Source organism: Acidobacterium sp. FHG110202_01 (assembly GCF_059115305.1).
Genome location: NZ_JBZYWJ010000001.1, coordinates 109,195 through 128,190 on the forward strand (window position 1 = coordinate 109,195; position 18,996 = coordinate 128,190).

Consider the following 18,996-nt stretch of genomic DNA (forward strand, 5'->3'; position numbering starts at 1 on the left):
TCACCGGCTACTTGTAACCAAGCGCGACCAGCCTGTGTTTCGCCTGCCACTCCTGGTCTGGAAATTGTCCGTTGGCAGCGGCGAGGAACTTCTTATAATACTCTGCCGCTTGCTTTGTCTGATGAAGATTATCGTAAGCCGTTGCCCAAAGGAAATAGGTAGCAGGCGTTTCTTCTAGATATTTTGATCTTGCGGAAAGAGATTCCAAAACAGTCTGGTACTGGTGGCTCTCGGAAGCGGCAAAGGCAAGGCTGCTCCAGGCATTGCCATTGTCGGCCTTAAGGCTCACCGATTTTTGCAGGATTGTGACAGCCTCCGGATACCGCTGCTGGCGGATCAGATTGTCGCCGCGGGCAGCGAGCAGACCCGGATCGCCGGGGCTGGCCTTCAGAAGCTGGACATAGATGGGGTCGGCTTTCTCCACCTCTCCGCTTTGGGTATAAGCATCCGCCAGCATGGCGCTGACGCCGTTGTCTTCCGGCTTAAGCTGGTGCAGCTTCTCGAGCACGCCAACTGCTTCATTCTGCTTACCTTCGGCGTTCAGAACCAGAGCCATCTGCGTATTCAGCGCCGGATCGTCAGGGTCGCGGGAGAGCGCGGTTTTGACGAGCGGCTCGGCATCTGAATATTTCTTCTGGGCAATCAGCACATGGGCCAGTCCGGCGGTTGCAGCAGAAGAATTAGGCTGCTGCTGCAGGGCGCGACGATAGGCTGTTTCAGCGTTGGCTGCATCTCCTTCGGCCTCGGCGATCTCCGCTGTCAGCAGGATGTCATCAGGAGTTTCCGGGCTGGTCTGGAGCGCCTTCACCAGGGCCTGCTTGGCCGCATCGGGATCTGAGGTCCGGTCAAGCTGAGCCAGGGCGCGGTAAGCCTGCGCCTTGGCTGCCGGGTTGGGCGGATTGGGCTCGAGGCCCGATGCTGCGGTCAACTGCTCGCGTGCCTGCTGCTGTTTGTCCTGCCGGGCCAGGATCAGGCCAAGAGCCAGGCGGGACTCAAACTGCTTCGGGTCGGCGGCGATGGCCTTCTGATAGAAGCCAACAGCAGCGTCATCGTTCTCCTGGGAATCTTCGACAAATCCGCGGTCGAAGAGGGCCCGGGCGTCATTGGGATGCGCCGAGAGATAGGGCGTGAGCAGATTCTTCGCCTGCGCGAAATCCTTGGTCTCAATGGCAGCTTCGGCTTTGGCTAATGGGCCGTTGTCCTGAGTTTGCGCTGTGGCATGTTGCTCATCAGCGCTGGTCCCCGGAGGCAATGGGGCCGATTGCGGCAACGCTGGCTGGCAGAGCAGGATAGCGCCCAGATTCACGGCTAGAATGACAATTCTTTTTTTAGGATTCGGCAAGACTACCAACTTCATACAGCAACTTCGCTTTCCGCTTCTTTTGGACGAGTGTTCTCCCGGAAGGACTCGCGCTTTGGGGCGAGAACCTTTGCCAGCCAGTAACCGGTGTGGGAGAGCTCGTTCTGCGTAATCTGTTCCGGAGTCCCGGTGACGACAACCTGGCCGCCTTTTGATCCGCCCTCAGGGCCGAGATCGATGACCCAGTCTGCTGATTTGATGACGTCGAGGTTGTGCTCGATGACGAGCAGCGAGCCTCCGCCATCGATGAGCTTGCGGAAGGCGGTGAGCAGCTTGCTGACGTCATCGAAATGCAGGCCGGTAGTGGGCTCATCCAGAACATAGAGCACGCGGCTTCCGCCCTTTTTCGCAGCTGAGCCCGTAGTACGAACAGTAGCTAGATGCGCAGCCAGCTTCACGCGCTGCGCTTCGCCACCGGAGAGCGTCGTTGCCGACTGCCCCAGGCGCACATAACCGAGCCCGACTTCATCAAGCACAGCCAGCTTGTCGAGAATCTTCGGCTGGCCGACGAAGAAGCGTAGGGCTTCCTTGATGGTGAGGTTCAGCACCTCGTGGATGCTCTTGCCCTTGTACTTGATTTCGAGCACGCTGGCCTTGTAGCGCGTGCCATTGCACTCCTCGCATGGTAGCTCTACATCAGCGAGGAACTGCATCTCGACCGTGACCGTGCCGTCGCCTTCGCAAACGTCACAGCGTCCGCCGGGGACGTTGAAGGAGAAGTGACCGGCAGCGTAGCCGCGGCGCTGCGCCTCAGGCTGCGCGGCGAAAAGCTCACGGATGGCGTCGAAGGCCTTGATGTAAGTGACCGGGTTCGAGCGCGGCGTGCGCCCGATGGGGTTCTGGTCGACGAGGACAATATCGTTGAGCCGCTCGACGCCCTTCAATTCCTTGTAGAGACTCGTGGGATCAGCGCCTTCGCCCTTGCCCAGTTGATGGGCCACGGCGCGATACAGCACTTCGTGCACCAGCGTTGATTTTCCCGAGCCGGAGACTCCGGTGATGCAGACCAGCATGTTCAGGGGAATCTCGACATCGATGCCTTTGAGGTTGTGCGAGCGAGCGCCGCGCAGCTTGAGCCATTCCTTGCCAGGCTCGCGGCGGCGCGTGGGCACGGGGATCGAGAGCTGGCCGTTCAGGTAGCGGCCTGTGAGCGAATCAGGATTCTGCTCGACTTCTTCAATCGTACCCGCAGCCAGCACGCGGCCTCCGAACTCGCCTGCTCCCGGTCCGAGATCGAGCAGGTAATCAGCGGATCGGATCACGTCAGGATCGTGCTCAACAACGAGGATAGTGTTGCCGAGGTCGCGCAGGTCTTCGAGGATGCGTATCAGCTTCGCCGTGTCGCGCGTGTGCAGGCCGATCGAGGGCTCGTCGAGCACGTAGAGGGCGCCGACCAGCTGCGAGCCAAGCGAAGTAGCAAGCTGGATGCGCTGCGACTCTCCACCGGAGAGTGTGGAGGCAAGGCGGTCAAGCGTCAGGTAATCGAGCCCGACGGCATCGAGGAAATGTAAACGCTGTCGAATCTCTTTAAGCACAGAACCGGCAATCTCTTCCTGCATCGCCGTAAGCGTCAGCCCGGAGAAGAAGCGGTTAGCGTCGCTGATCGTGAGCGCAGCTGCATCGCAGATGCTTTTCCCGGCGACGCGCACGGCGCGAGCTTCCGCACGCAGCCGCTGGCCCTTGCACTCAGGGCAGAGCGCATAGCCGCGATATTTGCTCAGCATCACGCGAACATGCAGCTTGTACTTCTTGCGTTCGAGATAGGCAAAGAATCCGTGCACGCCGAGGAAGGTGCCGCGTCCATCAAGAACGAAGGATTGCTGGTCAGGCTCAAGATCGTACCAGGGAACGTCAAGCGGGATGCCATGCTGCTTCGCCGTCTTCTTTAGCTCAGTGAAGTAGGGGCGATACTTGGGACGGTTCCACGGATCGATCGCGCCTTCTTCAAGCGTCTTCGATTTATCAGGAATGATGAGGTCAAGGTCGAAGTCGATGGTGTTACCGAAGCCCTGGCAGCGCGGGCACGCACCAAATGGGTTGTTGAAAGAGAAGAGACGAGGCTCCGGCTCGCGGTACTGGCGATGGCAGTTCTTGCACTCGAAAGCCGCGGAAAAACGAAGGCGCTCACGCTCCGTAGATTCGGAATCGCGCGGAACAATCTCATACAGGATTTCGCCCGACTCCCGATAGCCGATCTCTGCCGCATCGACAATGCGCGCGCGGTTCTCAGTGCTGACCACAATGCGGTCTACAAGAATAAAAACAGGCAGCGCAAAGTTAATCTCGAGCAGCGACTCCGGCGTCGAAAATTCGTAGATGGTGCCATTCTGGTAGAGGCGGTTAAATCCGCGCTTGCGTAAGTCTGTCAGGCGCTCTTTAAGCGCATCTGACAGCTGGTCTGAAGGTTTTTCTGTCTGCGAAGTTTTTGGCTTGCGGCCGCGCTTCGGTTTTTCCGGCTCTGGTGACACGGGCTGCGGCTCGGTCTTCTGCACAGGGAAGAGCGCATGCAGGCGCATTCCTTCGCCAAGAGCAAGAACGGCAGCGGCAATTTCGTCCACCGTGTCGCGTCTCACGATTCCGTCGCAGACGATGCAGTGCACAGTCCCGCAGCGCGCATAGAGCAGGCGCATATAGTCGTAAATTTCGGTCGCCGTGGCAACAGTCGAACGCGGGTTGCGGGTCGAATTCTTCTGTTTAATGGCGATGGCCGGAGCCAGCCCGTCGATCAGGTCAACATCTGGCTTTTCAATGCGTTCGAGAAACTGGCGGGCATAGGCGGAGAGCGATTCGACATAGCGGCGCTGGCCTTCGGCATAGATCGTATCGAAGGCGAGCGACGACTTGCCCGAGCCCGAAACTCCGGAGACGACCGTAAGCTTCCCATGCGGAATGTCGCAGTCGATGTTCTTTAGGTTGTGGACCCGCGCCCCGCGGATAATGATCTGGTCCGTCAACTTTTGCCCCACTCCATATGCAGCAAAATTCGATCAAAGCTGCAAACTACCCATCTTGTCATTATAAGTGCTCACCCGCACGGGCGGACGCGCGCTTTGCGCGCCAACTCCTGTGCGTCGCCTCTGTCCAGTTGCATCAGACTGTGTTTTCGCTTCAAGTATTTCTCTGTGCACAAAATGTACATACACTTATGATAAGAGCTTCGAGAACCCCATGAACGTTCGCAATACGAGGAAATTGGATGAAGCGTCAATATGATTTCGGCAAAGGCAAGCGGGGCAAGGTCGTTCCTGCGCAACCGGAACAGCGCGGAAAGACGCGCATCACCATTCGACTGGATGAAGACCTCGTAGACCATTTTCTGAAGGAAGCGGAGAAGTCTGGTGGAACAGTCGGGTATCAGACGCTCATCAATGACGCTTTGCGTCAGATGGTGGAAGGCAAAGCGCCGAGGTTTGAGGAAACGCTCCGGCGCATTGTCCGCGAAGAAATAAAGGCGGCAAGCTGAAACACCATCCCCCGAAGTTTACTTTGCCGAATCCTTGACGATAAGGCGGTCGACCGTCAACTCGCCCACACTGAGCTTGTTGACGCGCGCTCGATGGGCCAGCAGTCTGCGGATGGCAATCGAGCCTATGGCGACAGCGCCGACGGCTGTGGCTCCCACAGCAACAGCGCCGAGAGCTGCTGCACCGCCGAGGATAACCGCTGCGCGCGTAACGTTGGCTTTGGTGAGGAATTCGCTCATGCCTGTTATTCGACGCGCAGAGACTCCATCGGGTCAAGTTTTGAGGCGCGCGTGGCAGGGAGCCACACAGCCACAAGCGCCACCGCGCTTAATATCACCGGCACAGTTACAAATACGATGGGATCGTACGGCTTCACTCCGAAAAGGAAGCTCGAGATGAGACGGGTGAGCCCGAAGGCCGCGCCGATGCCGACAACAGCGCCAATAAGCGCCAGCTTCATGCCCTGCCATACGACGAGGTTGCGGATGCGCGAACGGTCGGCGCCGAGGGCCATGCGAATACCCATTTCCTGCGTGCGCTGCTGCACGGAGTAGGCCATCAGCCCATAGATGCCGATAGCGGCGAGGATAAGCGCAGACGCTCCAAAGATGGAGAGCAGCAGCATATTGAAATCCTGGCGCGAGGTGGAATGCACCACCACTTCTTCCATCGAGCGGACGCGCGCGACAGGGAATCCACCGCTGGCCTGGCGAAGCTGTTCCGTAACAGAAGAGATGAACTGGTGCGGATCGGTGTGCGTGCGCACAAGCCAGACGATGGGGCCGATGCTGGCGTTGAGCGCGGTCATGCCGTCTGTCACCTGGGCCTGCGGGATGATCATGAGCGGGCGCGGGTCACGGTTGAGGCCGCCATCGCGAATGTCTCCGACAACGCCGATGATCTGGCGAGCAGGCTCTTCAAACTGCGGGCCGACGTCTTTGCCGATGATGATCTGCTGGCCCACGGGGTCTTCCTTGGGCCAGAATTTCTTCTTCATGGATTCGTTGATCAGCACAACGCCGGGCGCGCCGGCAGTGTCCGTGTCCTTGAAGTCACGTCCTTCAAGGATAGGAATCTTGAAGACGTCGAAATAACCGGGCGAAGTGTTCATCCAGCCTGCTCCACCCGTCTGGCCGGATTTGTCGAGCGGACGGCCTACAACGATAAAGGGCAGTCCGAAGCCGCCTTCCAGCGGCAGGCAGCAAGTGGAAGCGGAGGCTTCGACGCCGGGGATCGCGTTGAGGCGCTCGCGGCCATTCAGCACCAGCTGGGCGACGCCGGCGGTCTTTGTGAAGCGGTCGCCGGTGACCGACATATCCATGGTGAGCACGTTATGCGCGTTGAAGCCGGGATTGACATTGCGCAGCGCAAGGAAGGTGCGAATGAGCAGCGCCGCTCCGATCAGCAGTACAAGCGCGAGCGAAACTTCGCTGATGACGAGCAGTGCGCGGGCCTTATTCTGGCGGAACCCTGTGCCGGCACGATTGCTGCTCTCCTTCAGAGTGGAGTTCAGGTCAGGGCGCGAAGCTCCGATGGCAGGGAACAGGCCAAAGAGAATTCCCGTAAGCAGAGAAACGCCAAGCGTGAAAACCAGAACGCGCCAGTCAAGGGAGACATTAGCTCCATTTTCGCCAATGCGCGGGATGCCGCCGGGGCTAAGCGCGAGCAAAGCGCGCACGCCGATGAATCCAAGGATCGAGCCGAGAATTCCGCCTGTGACGGCGAGCAGAATGCTTTCCACCAGAAGCTGGCGGATGATGCGGCCGCGCGTGGCTCCCATGGAGACGCGGATAGCGAACTCGCGCTTGCGCCCGGAAGCGCGGACGAGCAGCAGGTTGGCGACGTTGGCGCAGGCAATCAGCAGCACAAGGCTGACAGCTCCGAGAAGCACGAAGAGTGATTGGCGCACCTCGCTGACGATGGTGTCGCGGAGCGGCTCGACGGCGAAGCCATCTTTCGGGCCCAGATCGCGATCGGAATAACGGCGTCGGAATTGATCGGCGGCGACTTTAAGCTGGGCATTGGCCTGAGCGAGCGTTACCCCGGGCTTGAGGCGCGCAGCAGCCTGAAAGAAATGTCCCTGATTAGTGCTGTTGGGATCGATCTGGAAGGGAAGCCAGACGTCGGCTTCAGGATCGGAGACAAAGGATTTCCCCAGCACGCCGACGACGGTATAGGGCTCATTACCGAGCGAAATCGAGGTGCCGGCAATATTGCGGTTGCTTCCAAAGCGGCGCTGCCAGAGGCCGTAACTGAGCACGACGACCTTCCCACCGTTAGGCGAGTCTTCCTGCGGAGTGAAGGTGCGCCCCAGCATGACCGGCGCGCCAAAGAGCCGAAAATAAGCTTCGCTGACGTGGATACCATGGACCTGCTCCGGATGATCGCCGGTGAGGTTGAAGCCGGGGCCGCCGAAGTCATAGGCTGCGATGTCCTGAAGGACGCTCGTCTGCCCCTTCCAGTTGTTGAACTTGGTGGGAGAGGCGATCGCTCCTTTGCCTTCGGGTGAAGTGAGCAGGAACTCAACGATGTGGTCGGAATCGGGGTATGTGAGCGGCTTGAGCAGCACGGTATTGACCACGGTGAAGATGGCAGTGTTCGTTCCAATGCCGAGGGCCAGGGCCGCCACCGCAGCGACCGTGAAGCCGGGGCTCTTGAGGAGACTGCGCAGGGAGTGCTTAAGGTCATGCCACAGGTTGGCCACCGGTATTCCCCTTTTCCGCCGCTCAGATTTTGATTTCTTAGACGTGCCCAGACAGCGGTTCGTTCTTGCCGTTGGAAAATATACGTGAATCGGGGTGTGGATAGTTCCTGAGGAGCTGACAACTCTCGGGATGCAATTACTGGTCTTTTGCGCTGGAGGCGCGTGTCCCCGTGCGGGAAGCACCCAGCAGGATGAGAATGGCGCCGCAGACAATGGCCGAGTCAGCGACGTTGAAGTCGGGCCAGTGATAGCTCCAGTGACCGAAATGCAGATGGACTTCGAGGAAATCGGTCACAACACCGTAGCGGAGGCGGTCCCAGATATTGCCGATGGCTCCGCCCAGAACGAAGGCCAGCGCAATCGTAGTAGCAGTGAATCGGCGCCCTGCCTTGAGGATGAACCCGAGAACCACGAGCGCGGCGATCAGCGAAAAGATGGTCAGCACCCAGCGCATGCGTCCGGGTGTGGCTGAGTCAGAGAAGAGGCTGAAGGCCGCTCCGGGATTAAGAACATGCGAGATCCAGAACCATCCGGGAATGACGGTGACGGCATCGCCTTCGGCAATGTGGTGCGCGACTGTGATTTTGGTCCAGCGGTCGAGCGCGATGATGAAAGCGGCGATGAGCAGGAGCCAGCCGCGGCGGTCTTTGTTCAACTTATCCTCTTACGTTTCCAAAATTGTCATCCTGAGCGAAGTCGAAGGACCCGCACGAACAGCGTTCGTGCGATGCCGACCACAGGTCGGCTGGATGCTTGAGAACTGTGGCACCAGATAAGAAAAAACAGGTCCTTCAGCTTTGCTCAGGATGACAAATGTTTTTATACTCCGACGGTTTATTTGTACCCCATCTGTTCAAGCGCAACAGCGCAGCGCCCGCAGACTTTAGGCCATGGGCCGAAGGGCTGAACGCGGTTCGGGCCGTCGTCGGCATAGTAGTTCCAGCAGCGATCACACTTTGTGCCATCGGCGGGCAGGGTCTTTGTATTGACTGTGCCATTCAGCGATGCGTTGCCCGCGACCTCTACCTGCGAAACATTGAATAGCTCTTTCAGGCTGGGTGCGTACTTTGCGAATACCGCAGCCATGTCTGCATTGACTTCGACCTGCACTTTGGCCTCGAGCGCCTTGCCGATGCGCTTCTCCTTGCGCGCTTCTTCGAGGCTCTTCAAAGCCTCATCGCGGACAGCGAAGAGCTGGGCCCAGTCCGCCAGCAGCGAAGGCGACGCAGGAGCAATCTCATCCGGAACAGGGAAGCGCGCGATATGCACGCTGGACGCACGCCCTTCCACCTGTGGCAGATACTGCCACACCTCATCCGCCGTAAAGCTGAGGATCGGAGCAACCATGCGCACCAGCGCCTCAGTAATCTTCCAAAGCACCGTCTGCGCCGAGCGCCGGGCAATGCTCTCAGGCGCAAAGGTATACATGCGGTCCTTGAGCACGTCGAGATAGATCGCGCTCAGATCGACGATGCAGAACTCGTTGATGGCATGGTAGGCGCGGTGGAACTCGAAGGCCCCGTACCATCCGCCCTTGCCATCGCTGCCGCAGACTTTCTCCACCAGCTCGCGCGTGCGCGCCAGCATGTACTGGTCGAGCGGCAGCAGGTCTTCATACGGCAGCGCATGCTCCGCAGGAACGAAGCCGTGCAGGTTCCCTAAGAGAAAGCGGAAAGTATTGCGCAGCTTGCGGTAGTTGTCCGCTACGCGCAGCATGATGTTTTCGCTGGCGGCCACGTCCTCGCGGAAGTCAACCGATGCCACCCACAGGCGCACCGTCTCCGCACCGAGGCGATTGGCGATATCGACAGGATCGACGCCGTTGCCAAGCGACTTCGACATGGCGCGGCCCTGCTCATCGAGCGTCCAGCCTGCAGTGCCGACCATGGTGTAGGGCGACTCGTTCTTCTCGCCCACTCCAACAGACGTGAGCAGGGAAGTATGGAACCAGCCGCGGTACTGGTCGCCGCCTTCAAAGTAAAGATTAGCGGGCGGCGCAATGCCGGGCTCAGCCTCCATGACGGCGTGCCAGCTAACTCCGGAATCGAACCAGACATCGAGAATGTCCATCTCCTTACGGAAGTCAGCATTGCCGCAAGCGCACTTCGTTCCGGCAGGCAGAAGCTGCTCTGGTTCATGCGTGTGCCAGGCGTCGATGCCTTCTTTTTCAAGCAGCGTGACGATGCTCCGGTTGATGGCAGCGTCCTTGAGCGGCGTGTGGCACTTGTTGCAGAGGAAGACGGCAATAGGCACGCCCCAGATGCGCTGGCGCGAGATGCACCAGTCGGGGCGCGTCTCGATCATGTTGGCGATGCGCTCTTCGCCCCATGCCGGGTCCCATTTGATGTGATTCCGAATCTGGTCAAGCGCCAGCTGGCGGAAGGTCGTCTCCGATCCGTCCGCGCGCTTCATAGGCGTGTCGATAGCAATGAACCACTGCTCCGTCGCGCGGAAGATGACCGGGTTGTGACAGCGCCAGCAGTGTGGATAGGAGTGGTAAATATCGCTCCGGCCCATGAGCACGCCGCGCGCTTCGAGAAGCTGGATAATCGGCTCATTGGCCTTGAAGACCGTCAGGCCGTCATATTCCGGAAGGCCATTGCGGATACGTCCGGCATTGTCGACATCGCAGGTCTGGGAAAGACCGTATCTGGCTCCGGTGTAGAAGTCGTCAGCGCCGTGAGCAGGCGCGGTGTGGACAGCACCGGTCCCCTGGTCGGTCGTGACGTAGTCAGCGAGCACGCCAAGAATGCTGCGGTCGAGAAATGGATGCTGGAAGGTGGCGCGTTCGAGCTTTGCGCCCTTGAAGCGGGCGACCTCTTTAGTATCCTGCAGCTTGCAGGTTTCCGTGACCGCGGCGCGCAGGGCATCCGCGACGATGTACGTGTTGCCGTCAACTTCAAGGGCGACGTAATCCAGCTCCGGATGAAATGCAATAGCTAGAGATGCAGGAAGCGTCCACGGTGTCGTCGTCCAGATAATAGTCGAGACATTCCTGCCTGCAAGTGCCGGATCGATAGCGGCGGGATCGCTCGTCAGCGCGTACTTTACATAAACGCTGGGGCTGGTGTGCATCTCGTATTCGATCTCGGCATCAGCCAGAGCGGTGCGGTCGTGAATACACCAATAAACCGGACGAAGTCCCTTGTAGACGAAGTCCCGCTCGAAAAATCGATAGAAGATTTCGAGCGTTTTGGCCTCGTACTGCTTCGACATGGTGACGTAAGGGTTTTCCCAGCGGCCGAAAACGCCCAGGCGAATGAACTGGCTGCTCTGGAGATCGACATATTTCTGCGCATAGGCACGGCAGGCGCGCAGGAAGTCGACCGAAGACATTTCCAGCTTCTTGCGGCCGAACTGCTCGTCGACTTTGATCTCAATGGGCAGGCCGTGGCAGTCAAACCCGGGGACATACGGAGCGTCGAAGCCGGCCATGGTCTTCGACTTGACGATGAAATCCTTCAGGCACTTATTGAGCGCATGGCCCAGGTGGAGCGGCCCGTTAGCGTAGGGCGGCCCATCGTGCAGCAGGTAGCGGTCAGCCCCCTTGCGGGCCACCCGGATCTGCTGGTACAGTCCCTCGTCGGCCCATTTTTTCAGCCGGACGGGTTCATTCTGGGGCAGATTGGCCTTCATGGGGAAATCGGTTTGCGGCAGCGTGAGGGTAGCCTTGAGTTCGGGGTATGGGCTGCCGGAATCGGACTTACTGGACATCACTTCTCCCACTGGAAGTATTTGATAGGGGTAAAACTTTATTGTATCTGTTTATGTGCGTGACTTTGTGATAGGGCTATCGTCTATATTGGAAGAATCAAAGGCCGGTGGCTTGGGCGTTGTGGCAACCGAAGCGGAAAAAGCAGGTTCTCTCTGCGCTCAGAACAAATCTGGAAGAGAGTGACGCTTCGCTGAGGATTGCAAAAAGAAATGCACTCGCGTGCATCGTTAGTAAAGACAAGCGGGGCTTGCGTCGTCCATAATGGAGAGATATACAGTCAGGGACGCACTTTTTTCCTGGCTGTGAAGTGATATGGGCAATCAGGTCTTAACACCACCGGAATTGGAACCAGATAAGAACCGGCCGCAGGAAGAACAGCCCGAACTTCTTGTAGAAGCCGACGGTTCCATGTGGCAGTCGCTGATCAGGAATCTGCGCGACGCCTTTTCCTCTTCGAAGCAGCCTCCGCTTCAGTTGACCTCTCAGCCTGACGCAAGCAATGATCTCGTGGAAACCCTGAAAGAAGAATCCATCTGGAGCTCGCTCTGGACCAATATCCAGGACGCGTTCTTCCCCCGGAAGCTGCCTCCGCTGGAGCTCACCTCCAAGCCGATTGAATCGAATGTCCTGCTGAAGTCGCAGCGGGACGCCAAGTCGAGTGCGTATTCGCTTGGTGCGCACCTGTTGATTATTGGATTGATTGTGCTGGCGATCATTGAAGCTCGCATCCACGCCAAGCCAGTCGAAAAGAAGGCGCAGGTCACACCCGTCGATATCGCTCCATTTGTGCCCATGGCTCCGGCAAAAGATGTAATGGGCGGTGGCGGCGGCGGTGGCAATCACGAATTGGTCGATGCTTCCAAGGGCAAGCTCCCCAAGTTTGACAAGCAGCAGATCACGCCTCCGCAAAAGCTGCTCATCGATAAGCCCAAGCTTCCGGTTCCCGCAACCGTGGTGATGCCGAACATCAAGATGCCCGACACGAACATGCCGAACCTGGGCATTCCGCAGTCGAATCAGGTGGCGCTGGCATCGCAAGGGCAGGGCTCTGGCTCTGGATTCGGGAACGGCTCCGGCGGTGGTATCGGTCCCGGCAATGGCGCAGGTATCGGACCCGGTTCCGGCGGCGGCACTGGCGGCGGTGTTTATCATCCGGGCGGCGGCGTCTCTGCTCCGCAGGTCATTTATGCTCCGGATCCGGAGTTTTCCGACGAGGCGCGGCGCGCGAAGTATCAGGGTATCTGCGTGGTCGCTCTGATCGTGGATGCGCAGGGAAACCCGCAGCGTGTCCGTGTGGTGCGTCCGCTGGGCATGGGGCTCGATGAAAAGGCCATCGAAGCGGTGAAGCAGTACAAGTTCAAGCCCGCCATGCTGCATGGACAGCCGGTCGCAGTGGAAGTGAATGTCGAGGTGAACTTCCGCATTTACTGATGACAAAATAGGGCGCAGTGAAAGGAATCACAACGGCAGCTGTTCCGGCTGCCGTTTTCTTGAACAGCGCCTTAAATTTTCCCTGTTAAGAGTAGAATTATTTCATGAGCGAAAACGGCTACACCCCGGCGCAGGCTTCAGCTATTGCTAAGCTGCCTCTGAAGGCAGTACACAAACTGATTGACAGCCGTCTTATTCGCCCCCGGTCGCAACGCAAGGGGCGCGAACGGCAGCGGCTCCTTTCGTCGGAACAGCTGGTGTATCTCAGGCTGGAAGCAGAGGGCGTCCGGCTGCTGCCGCTGGCAGCCCGCCGTGAAGTGGCGCAGGCACTTTCCTCCGCTCCGAATACGGATGTCGTCACAGTTTCTGGAGGACCGGCACTAGTGATTCAGGTGAAAGCTGCGCGTCGCGAGGTGGAGCAGGAATTGAAACGGCTCAGAAAAGTACAGCAAATGGTGGTCACCGACCCGGAAGTCATGCGTGGCACCCCGGTTTTTCGGGGGACGCGCATTCCCGTCGATCTTGTAGCTGAGATGATGGCTCAGGGAGGAACGGTAGAAGAGATACTCGAAGGCTATCCTGCTCTCAGCCATGAACAGGTAGAATTGGCTCCGCTCTATGTCAAAGCCTTCCCTCGTCGCGGACGGCCTGCGTATCGCCCCTGGGCTAAACAAAGGCGAACCTCTGTCCCGGTAACCAGATAACGGTGAAGCTGCTGATTGATGAATGTCTGCACACGTCTTTAGTTAACCTGGCGCATGCTGCCGGACATATCGCTGACCACGTGAACTATCTCGGCTTGGGAAGCGCAAAGGATTGGCAGTTGATGAGCTTTGCACTCAAGCAGGACTATGTCTTCGTCACGAACAACCGGTCTGATTTCCTTGCCCTCTATCGCCAGGCTTTATTGCACGCAGGCCTCATCATCATCGTTCCGAATGTTGCGCCTGTATGTCAGCGAGAGTTATTTCAAGCTGTGTTGAACCATATCGGCGAAAGGCAGCTGCTTAACTCTGTCATCGAGGTTGAATACCGGGGCAATCGAATTGAATGTTGGGAATACTCTTTGCCGTCTGAACAACTCTAATTAGGAATAAATCTTCAAGGTGGGAATACATCTAAGCAGGATGAAGCGAGGTGGCATGGCTGTACAGCCGATTGAAAACTATGGCGTGATCGGCAATATGCGTTCGATTGCGCTGGTAAGCATGACAGGTTCCATCGATTTTTTCTGCTTTCCGAATTTTGATTCGCCCACGGTCTTTGCGGCGCTGCTCGACAGCGAAAAAGGCGGCGCTTTCTCGATCGAGCCGGAGCTTGAGAACCTGCGCACCAAGCAGCTCTACCTGCCCGATACGAACATCCTGCTGACGCGCTTTCTTTCCTCTTCCGGCGTAGCAGAAGTGGTTGACTTCATGCCGATCCTTGAAGGAAAAAAGGGTGATATCCATGCGCACCAGATCATCCGTACCGTGCGCGTCATCAAGGGCGAAGTCCGCATGAAGATGCGCTGCGCTCCCCGGTTTGACTATGCGCGCTGCGCTCATCAGGTGCAGCCAAACAGTGCATCGGTCCACTTCAATCCCACAGGGAGCCAATGTCCGAGCATGAGTCTGAAGGCTACCGTGCCGCTCTCTGTAGAAGGCGATGATGCCGTGGCCTCTTTTACTCTGAAGCCCGGCGAGACGACGACTTTTACCTTTGGCGAAGCAGAGGACATAAAAGAACATCTCAGTCAGCAGGCGGTCGAGAACCATTTCCACCAGACTGCGAACTACTGGCGCGGATGGATCAGCCGCTCCAACTACAAAGGCCGCTGGCGCGAGATGGTGGATCGCTCGGCCCTGCTGCTGAAGATGTTCTGTGACCAGAAATATGGTTCGCTGATCGCGGCCCCCACATTCGGATTGCCCGAAGACATCGGCGGCGTGCGCAACTGGGATTACCGCTACACCTGGCTACGCGACTCAGCGTTCAGCCTGTATGCATTTATCCGTCTCGGTTTTCTTGAGGAAGCGCGGGGCTTTTCGCACTGGCTGCGTGACCGTCTGCATGATGATGCGGAGCATGGACCGCTGCAGGTGATGTACTGCGTGGATGGAAGCCAGGACCTCGACGAGAAAATACTCGAGCATCTTCGCGGCTACAGGGAATCGCGGCCTGTGCGCATCGGCAACGGAGCGGCAGACCAGTTGCAGCTCGACATCTACGGCGAGCTGATGGACTCGATCTATCTCTCAAACAAGTATGGCGACGGCATCTCGCATGATGACTGGAAAGGCGTAAGCCGCATTCTGGACTGGCTCAGCAAAAACTGGCAGCGCCCCGATGACGGCATATGGGAGGTGCGAGGAGGCCGCCGCGAATTTCTGCATTCACGCCTGATGTGCTGGGTCGCCTTTGACCGCGCTATTCGCCTGGGAGACAAGCGCTCGCTGACCGGGCCCTTTGCCGAGTGGCAGGCGGTGCGCGATGCGATCCACGACGACATTCACACGAATTTCTGGAATGATAAGCTGCAGTCCTTCGTGCAATACAAAGGCTCAGAGAGCCTCGATGCATCGGTGCTGCTGATGCCTTTGCTGCGTTTCATCAGCCCGGTGGACCCGCGCTGGCTCTCGACGCTTCAGGCGATCGAGAACGACCTGACCGAAGACAGCCTCGTTTACCGCTACCAGACAGTATCTGAGCCGATTGACGGGCTGACAGGCAGCGAAGGGAGCTTTACAGCCTGTTCCTTCTGGTACATCGAATGTCTTGCGCGGGCGCACCAGGTGGAAAAAGCGCGGCTCCTCTTCGACAAGATGCTTGGCTACGCCAACCATGTTGGGCTGTACGCGGAAGAGCTCGGCAGCAGTGGAGAGCATCTCGGAAATTTCCCCCAGGCCTTTACGCACCTGGCCCTGATCAGCGCAGCCACGTATCTGGACAGGGCGCTATCCGGAAGAATCAGCACACCCTGGCACTAGGCAGTGCCTGACGAATCAGGAAGCATCGTTTTTCGGGGTAGAAGCACTGGCCCTTTTGGAAGATGCTGAAAAGGGTGTTGTTTTGAAGGGGCACGGCTTCAGCCGTGCCGTAAGAGCCTTGAATCAATGTGGCTTTAGCCGCTGAGGGATGCTTTTTCTTCACAGAACGATCTTTCAGCACTGGCCTTCATCGAGGTCCCGGGCATGCGGTGTTCGCATGTTGATTTCGCGTAGCTAACCTGGGTGTGTTCTTTACTCGATCCCCAGCCGATGCTGCATCTGTTCCAGCGTGTAGCCCTTGGTTTCCGGATACACAAACAGCACCACGAAAAACTGCAGGGCCATCATGGCCGAGAAGAAGACAAACGGCGCGCCTGCGGAATGTGCCGCTATGGAAGGGAAGGCCTTCGAGACAATGGCGTTCATGATCCAGTGCGAAGAGCTGCCCAGGCTTTGTCCCTTGGAGCGCACCCGCGTCGGGAAAACTTCGCTGATGTAGACCCAGATGACGGAACCCTGCGAGACGGCAAAGAAGAAAATGAAGCCGACCAGCAGCCAGAGCAGGCTGCTTTGATGACTCTTGGTGAAAAAGACAGCAGCGACGCCCGCAAGGGCTAGGGCTGTTCCGACCGAGCCGATGAGCATCAGCGTTTTACGGCCCAGCTTGTCGATTACGGTCATGGCCATCAGGGTGGCGACGAGGTTCATGGCGCCGATAATGACAGCCTGTTTGTCAGCAGAGATGCTGCTGAATCCGCCTGCCGCGAAAATATCGTTGACGTAATAAAGAATGGCATTGATACCCGACAGCTGGTTGAACATGCCGATCGAGGCAGCGAGGAAGATAGGCAGAAGATATTTGCGGCGGAAGAGAGGCTCTGACTTCGCCGAGCGCTCCAGGTGGATGGAGTCGACGATTTCTTTGAGCTCCGCTTCCGAATCAGGAGTGCCCATGAGCTGAAGAACCCGCCGGGCTTCATCGATGCGGTTCTGTGTAACCAGCCAGCGCGAGCTGCGGGGAATGCCGAACAGCATGATGAAGAAGAGAAGCGCAGGGACCGCCGCGATGCCGAGCTGCCAGCGCCATTCCATCAGGCCGAGGTCGAGGCGGGCAATCAGGTAGTTCGAGGCATAGGCGAGCAGGATGCCGATCACAATGTTGATCTGGAAAAGACCGACCAGGCGTCCGCGCAGTTTTGCCGGAGCAAGCTCGGCAAGATAGACGGGGCCGAGAACCGAAGATCCGCCGATGCCGAGTCCGCCGATGAAGCGGAACACGAGCAGGGACACCCAATCCCACGAGATGGCCGTGCCGACCGCCGAAATCAGGTAGAGCACGGCCATGATGCGCAGGGCCTCGCGCCCGCCGATTTTCTGGCCCAGCTCACCCGCCGACATGGCGCCGATCACCGTTCCCAGCAGGGCAATCGATACAGTGGTGCCAAGCTCGCTCGGAGAGAGATGAAAGACCTGCGTGAGCTGGTGCGTTGTGCCTGAAATGACAGCCGTGTCAAAGCCGAAGAGAAGGCCGCCGAGCGCGCCCACGATCGTGCTCTTGAAAAGGTAGAAGTTAATTCTCATGCTTGGATAATCCAGGGAACAGGAATCATTCGCTATGGCACAGGTTCTTTTTGCGCGATGGTGTAGGGCAGGATGCAGGCTCCGAGCAATCCCGAATCCGCGCCAAGCTCAGCGGCCATAATACGCGTGCCTTCGCTGGCATTGCCATCTAAAACCGAGCGGCCGGGTTCCGTCAGCCGGTACACATAGCTGCGGTGGCGCACCTCGGCAAACAGAACCGGAGAAAAGAGCTCCCATGCGTTTGCGAGGCCTCCGCCAACAACGTAAAGCGGAAGGTTCAGCGTATTCACAAGGTCGGCGATGCCGATGCCGATCGCGCGTCCAACGTCATCGTAGATGCGCTTCGCACTCGCGTCGCCCTGTTCGGCCAGATCGGCTAGATCGCGTGTCGTGAAATTAGGATTCCGTTTAGCCAGAGCTGCAATTCCGGGCGCTTTGCCTGTTGCCGCGGTCTCAAGCGCAATGCGGCGGACAGCGGTCGCCGATGCATACATTTCGAGGCACCCATTGCTGCCGCATCCGCAGGCAGGGCCATCGGGATAAATATTGACGTGGCCGGCCTCGCCAGCCATGCCGTGCGCGCCGTGCCAGACTTTCCCGTCGAGAATGATGCCGTTGCCGATGCCGGTGCCGAGAGTCAGCATGCAGAGCGAATCAATGTCGAGTGTGCGTCCGCTGCCAAGTTCGCATTCGGCCAGCGCAGCCAGGTTGGCGTCGCTCTCTACGGTGACCGCCATGTCAAGGCAGGCTTCGACCTCTGCCCGAAGCTCGAAGCCGTCCCAGCCGGGCAGATTGGGCGGGCTGTGCAGCCTTCCGGCAGGCAATTCAAGAGGTCCGGGGGTACCGATGCCAACGCCGGTTAATGTATATTGCGAAGACCAGGTATCCAGTAGCCTGCGGATACCCTGGCACATGTCTTCGACCACCGCATGTCTTCCGGCAGCCAGCCGTGTGGGGAGAAGAATGGTTTCGAGCAGACCCGCTGCGCGGTTATAAGCCGCGATGCGGAGGTTCGTTCCACCTAAATCGACCCCGACAGAAAATGAGCTCATACGCAATAGAGAGTCCCAGTACGATGGACGGCACGTTTACAGTTGCGTTGCGGCATGACAATCACAAAAAATAACGCGAGACCAGAAATCGACTGCCAGCATGTAGCAGACTATTGCAATATACATGAAAAACATGGAAGTGGAAACGATTCCATTTATTCAGTTTTGTAAAGTTACTCTTCCCGGTGGATGATGTTTCAGAGAAATGAATCAAGACCTGCACGCAACGATAAGGAGACCAAAGCATGAAGAAGATGAATCGCCGCCTCTGGCTTGCCGGAGCGCTCGCCCTCGGTGCCTCAGCAAGCGCCTTCGCCCAGAACCAGGCCGTGGGATTTACCCAGGGCATGCCTTTCAGTGATGGATACGTCGCCGGCAATACCCTCTATGTTGCCGGCCAGCAGGGACCGGATGCCCACGGCAAAGTCACAGGTACCGATATCACCCTGCAGACGACGAATGCCATCGCTGCCGTTGAAAAGGTTGTGAAACAGGCAGGCTTCCAGATGACGGACATTGTTTCTGTAACTGTGTATGTTACAGACCTGAACGATGTCCCGAAGATGAATGAGGTCTACAAAAAACTCATGCCCGACCCGAAGCCGGCGCGGGCTACGGTGCAGGTTGCAGGCCTGATCGGCGGCGCGAAGATCGAAATTTCGGCCATCGCGGTAAAGCACTGATTTTCGATGTATGCTTGGGCCTGGAATTTCCAGGCCC

The 18,996-nt window shown here is 58.1% G+C and carries 14 protein-coding genes; 6 read left to right on the forward strand and 8 right to left on the reverse strand.

Annotation, left to right across the window (positions count from 1 at the left end; all coding sequences use genetic code 11):
- Positions 1 to 7 precede the first annotated feature (7 nt).
- Together AC5S16_RS00380 and uvrA are read right to left on the reverse strand one after the other, a co-directional pair.
- Positions 8 to 1,357, reverse strand: a complete 1,350-nt coding sequence (locus AC5S16_RS00380) for a tetratricopeptide repeat protein (RefSeq protein WP_493928020.1) — start codon at positions 1,355 to 1,357, stop codon at positions 8 to 10.
- Positions 1,354 to 4,314 carry an excinuclease ABC subunit UvrA gene (uvrA, locus tag AC5S16_RS00385; protein WP_493928021.1) on the reverse strand — a complete coding sequence of 987 codons (2,961 nt, stop codon included), beginning with the start codon at positions 4,312 to 4,314 and terminating at the stop codon, positions 1,354 to 1,356. Before uvrA ends, AC5S16_RS00380 begins: the two co-directional genes overlap by 4 nt.
- Positions 4,315 to 4,556: 242 nt before the next feature.
- Here uvrA and AC5S16_RS00390 point away from each other — a divergent pair, with 242 nt between their 5' ends.
- Complete coding sequence (locus AC5S16_RS00390; RefSeq protein ID WP_493928022.1) at positions 4,557 to 4,823, forward strand: BrnA antitoxin family protein; 267 nt, start codon at positions 4,557 to 4,559, stop codon at positions 4,821 to 4,823.
- Between the two features lie 18 nt (positions 4,824 to 4,841).
- Here AC5S16_RS00390 and AC5S16_RS00395 read toward each other — a convergent pair whose 3' ends face one another.
- From AC5S16_RS00395 to ileS, 4 genes are all read right to left on the reverse strand, one after another.
- Positions 4,842 to 5,063 carry a hypothetical protein gene (locus AC5S16_RS00395; protein WP_493928023.1) on the reverse strand — a complete coding sequence of 74 codons (222 nt, stop codon included), beginning with the start codon at positions 5,061 to 5,063 and terminating at the stop codon, positions 4,842 to 4,844.
- Positions 5,064 to 5,068: 5 nt separating this feature from the next.
- Positions 5,069 to 7,528 carry an ABC transporter permease gene (locus tag AC5S16_RS00400; protein ID WP_493928024.1) on the reverse strand — a complete coding sequence of 820 codons (2,460 nt, stop codon included), beginning with the start codon at positions 7,526 to 7,528 and terminating at the stop codon, positions 5,069 to 5,071.
- A gap of 136 nt (positions 7,529 to 7,664) precedes the next feature.
- Positions 7,665 to 8,183 (reverse strand): signal peptidase II, encoded by a 519-nt coding sequence (gene lspA, locus AC5S16_RS00405; RefSeq protein ID WP_493928025.1) that lies wholly within the window; start codon positions 8,181 to 8,183, stop codon positions 7,665 to 7,667.
- Positions 8,184 to 8,362: 179 nt separating this feature from the next.
- Positions 8,363 to 11,242: an isoleucine--tRNA ligase gene (gene ileS, locus AC5S16_RS00410; protein WP_493928026.1), complete on the reverse strand. Its 2,880-nt coding sequence runs from the start codon at positions 11,240 to 11,242 to the stop codon at positions 8,363 to 8,365.
- A 313-nt stretch (positions 11,243 to 11,555) separates the two neighbouring features.
- Here ileS and AC5S16_RS00415 point away from each other — a divergent pair, with 313 nt between their 5' ends.
- From AC5S16_RS00415 to AC5S16_RS00430, 4 genes are all read left to right on the forward strand, one after another.
- Complete coding sequence (locus AC5S16_RS00415; RefSeq protein ID WP_493928027.1) at positions 11,556 to 12,674, forward strand: energy transducer TonB; 1,119 nt, start codon at positions 11,556 to 11,558, stop codon at positions 12,672 to 12,674.
- A 104-nt stretch (positions 12,675 to 12,778) separates the two neighbouring features.
- Complete coding sequence (locus AC5S16_RS00420) at positions 12,779 to 13,378, forward strand: DUF433 domain-containing protein (RefSeq protein WP_493928028.1); 600 nt, start codon at positions 12,779 to 12,781, stop codon at positions 13,376 to 13,378.
- A gap of 2 nt (positions 13,379 to 13,380) precedes the next feature.
- The gene (locus AC5S16_RS00425) at positions 13,381 to 13,761 is read left to right on the forward strand and encodes a DUF5615 family PIN-like protein (protein ID WP_493928029.1); all 381 of its coding nucleotides are present in this window, start codon (positions 13,381 to 13,383) and stop codon (positions 13,759 to 13,761) included.
- Positions 13,762 to 13,816: 55 nt separating this feature from the next.
- The gene (locus tag AC5S16_RS00430; protein ID WP_493928030.1) at positions 13,817 to 15,643 is read left to right on the forward strand and encodes a glycoside hydrolase family 15 protein; all 1,827 of its coding nucleotides are present in this window, start codon (positions 13,817 to 13,819) and stop codon (positions 15,641 to 15,643) included.
- Between the two features lie 252 nt (positions 15,644 to 15,895).
- On the opposite strand, the gene AC5S16_RS00435 is transcribed toward AC5S16_RS00430, so the two are convergent.
- Together AC5S16_RS00435 and AC5S16_RS00440 are read right to left on the reverse strand one after the other, a co-directional pair.
- Entirely contained in the window at positions 15,896 to 17,224 is a 1,329-nt protein-coding gene (locus AC5S16_RS00435; RefSeq protein ID WP_493928031.1) for a sugar porter family MFS transporter, read from the reverse strand.
- A 32-nt stretch (positions 17,225 to 17,256) separates the two neighbouring features.
- Positions 17,257 to 18,276, reverse strand: a complete 1,020-nt coding sequence (locus tag AC5S16_RS00440) for an ROK family protein (protein ID WP_493928032.1) — start codon at positions 18,274 to 18,276, stop codon at positions 17,257 to 17,259.
- A 245-nt stretch (positions 18,277 to 18,521) separates the two neighbouring features.
- Here AC5S16_RS00440 and AC5S16_RS00445 point away from each other — a divergent pair, with 245 nt between their 5' ends.
- Positions 18,522 to 18,959: a RidA family protein gene (locus AC5S16_RS00445; protein ID WP_493928033.1), complete on the forward strand. Its 438-nt coding sequence runs from the start codon at positions 18,522 to 18,524 to the stop codon at positions 18,957 to 18,959.
- Positions 18,960 to 18,996 lie beyond the last annotated feature (37 nt).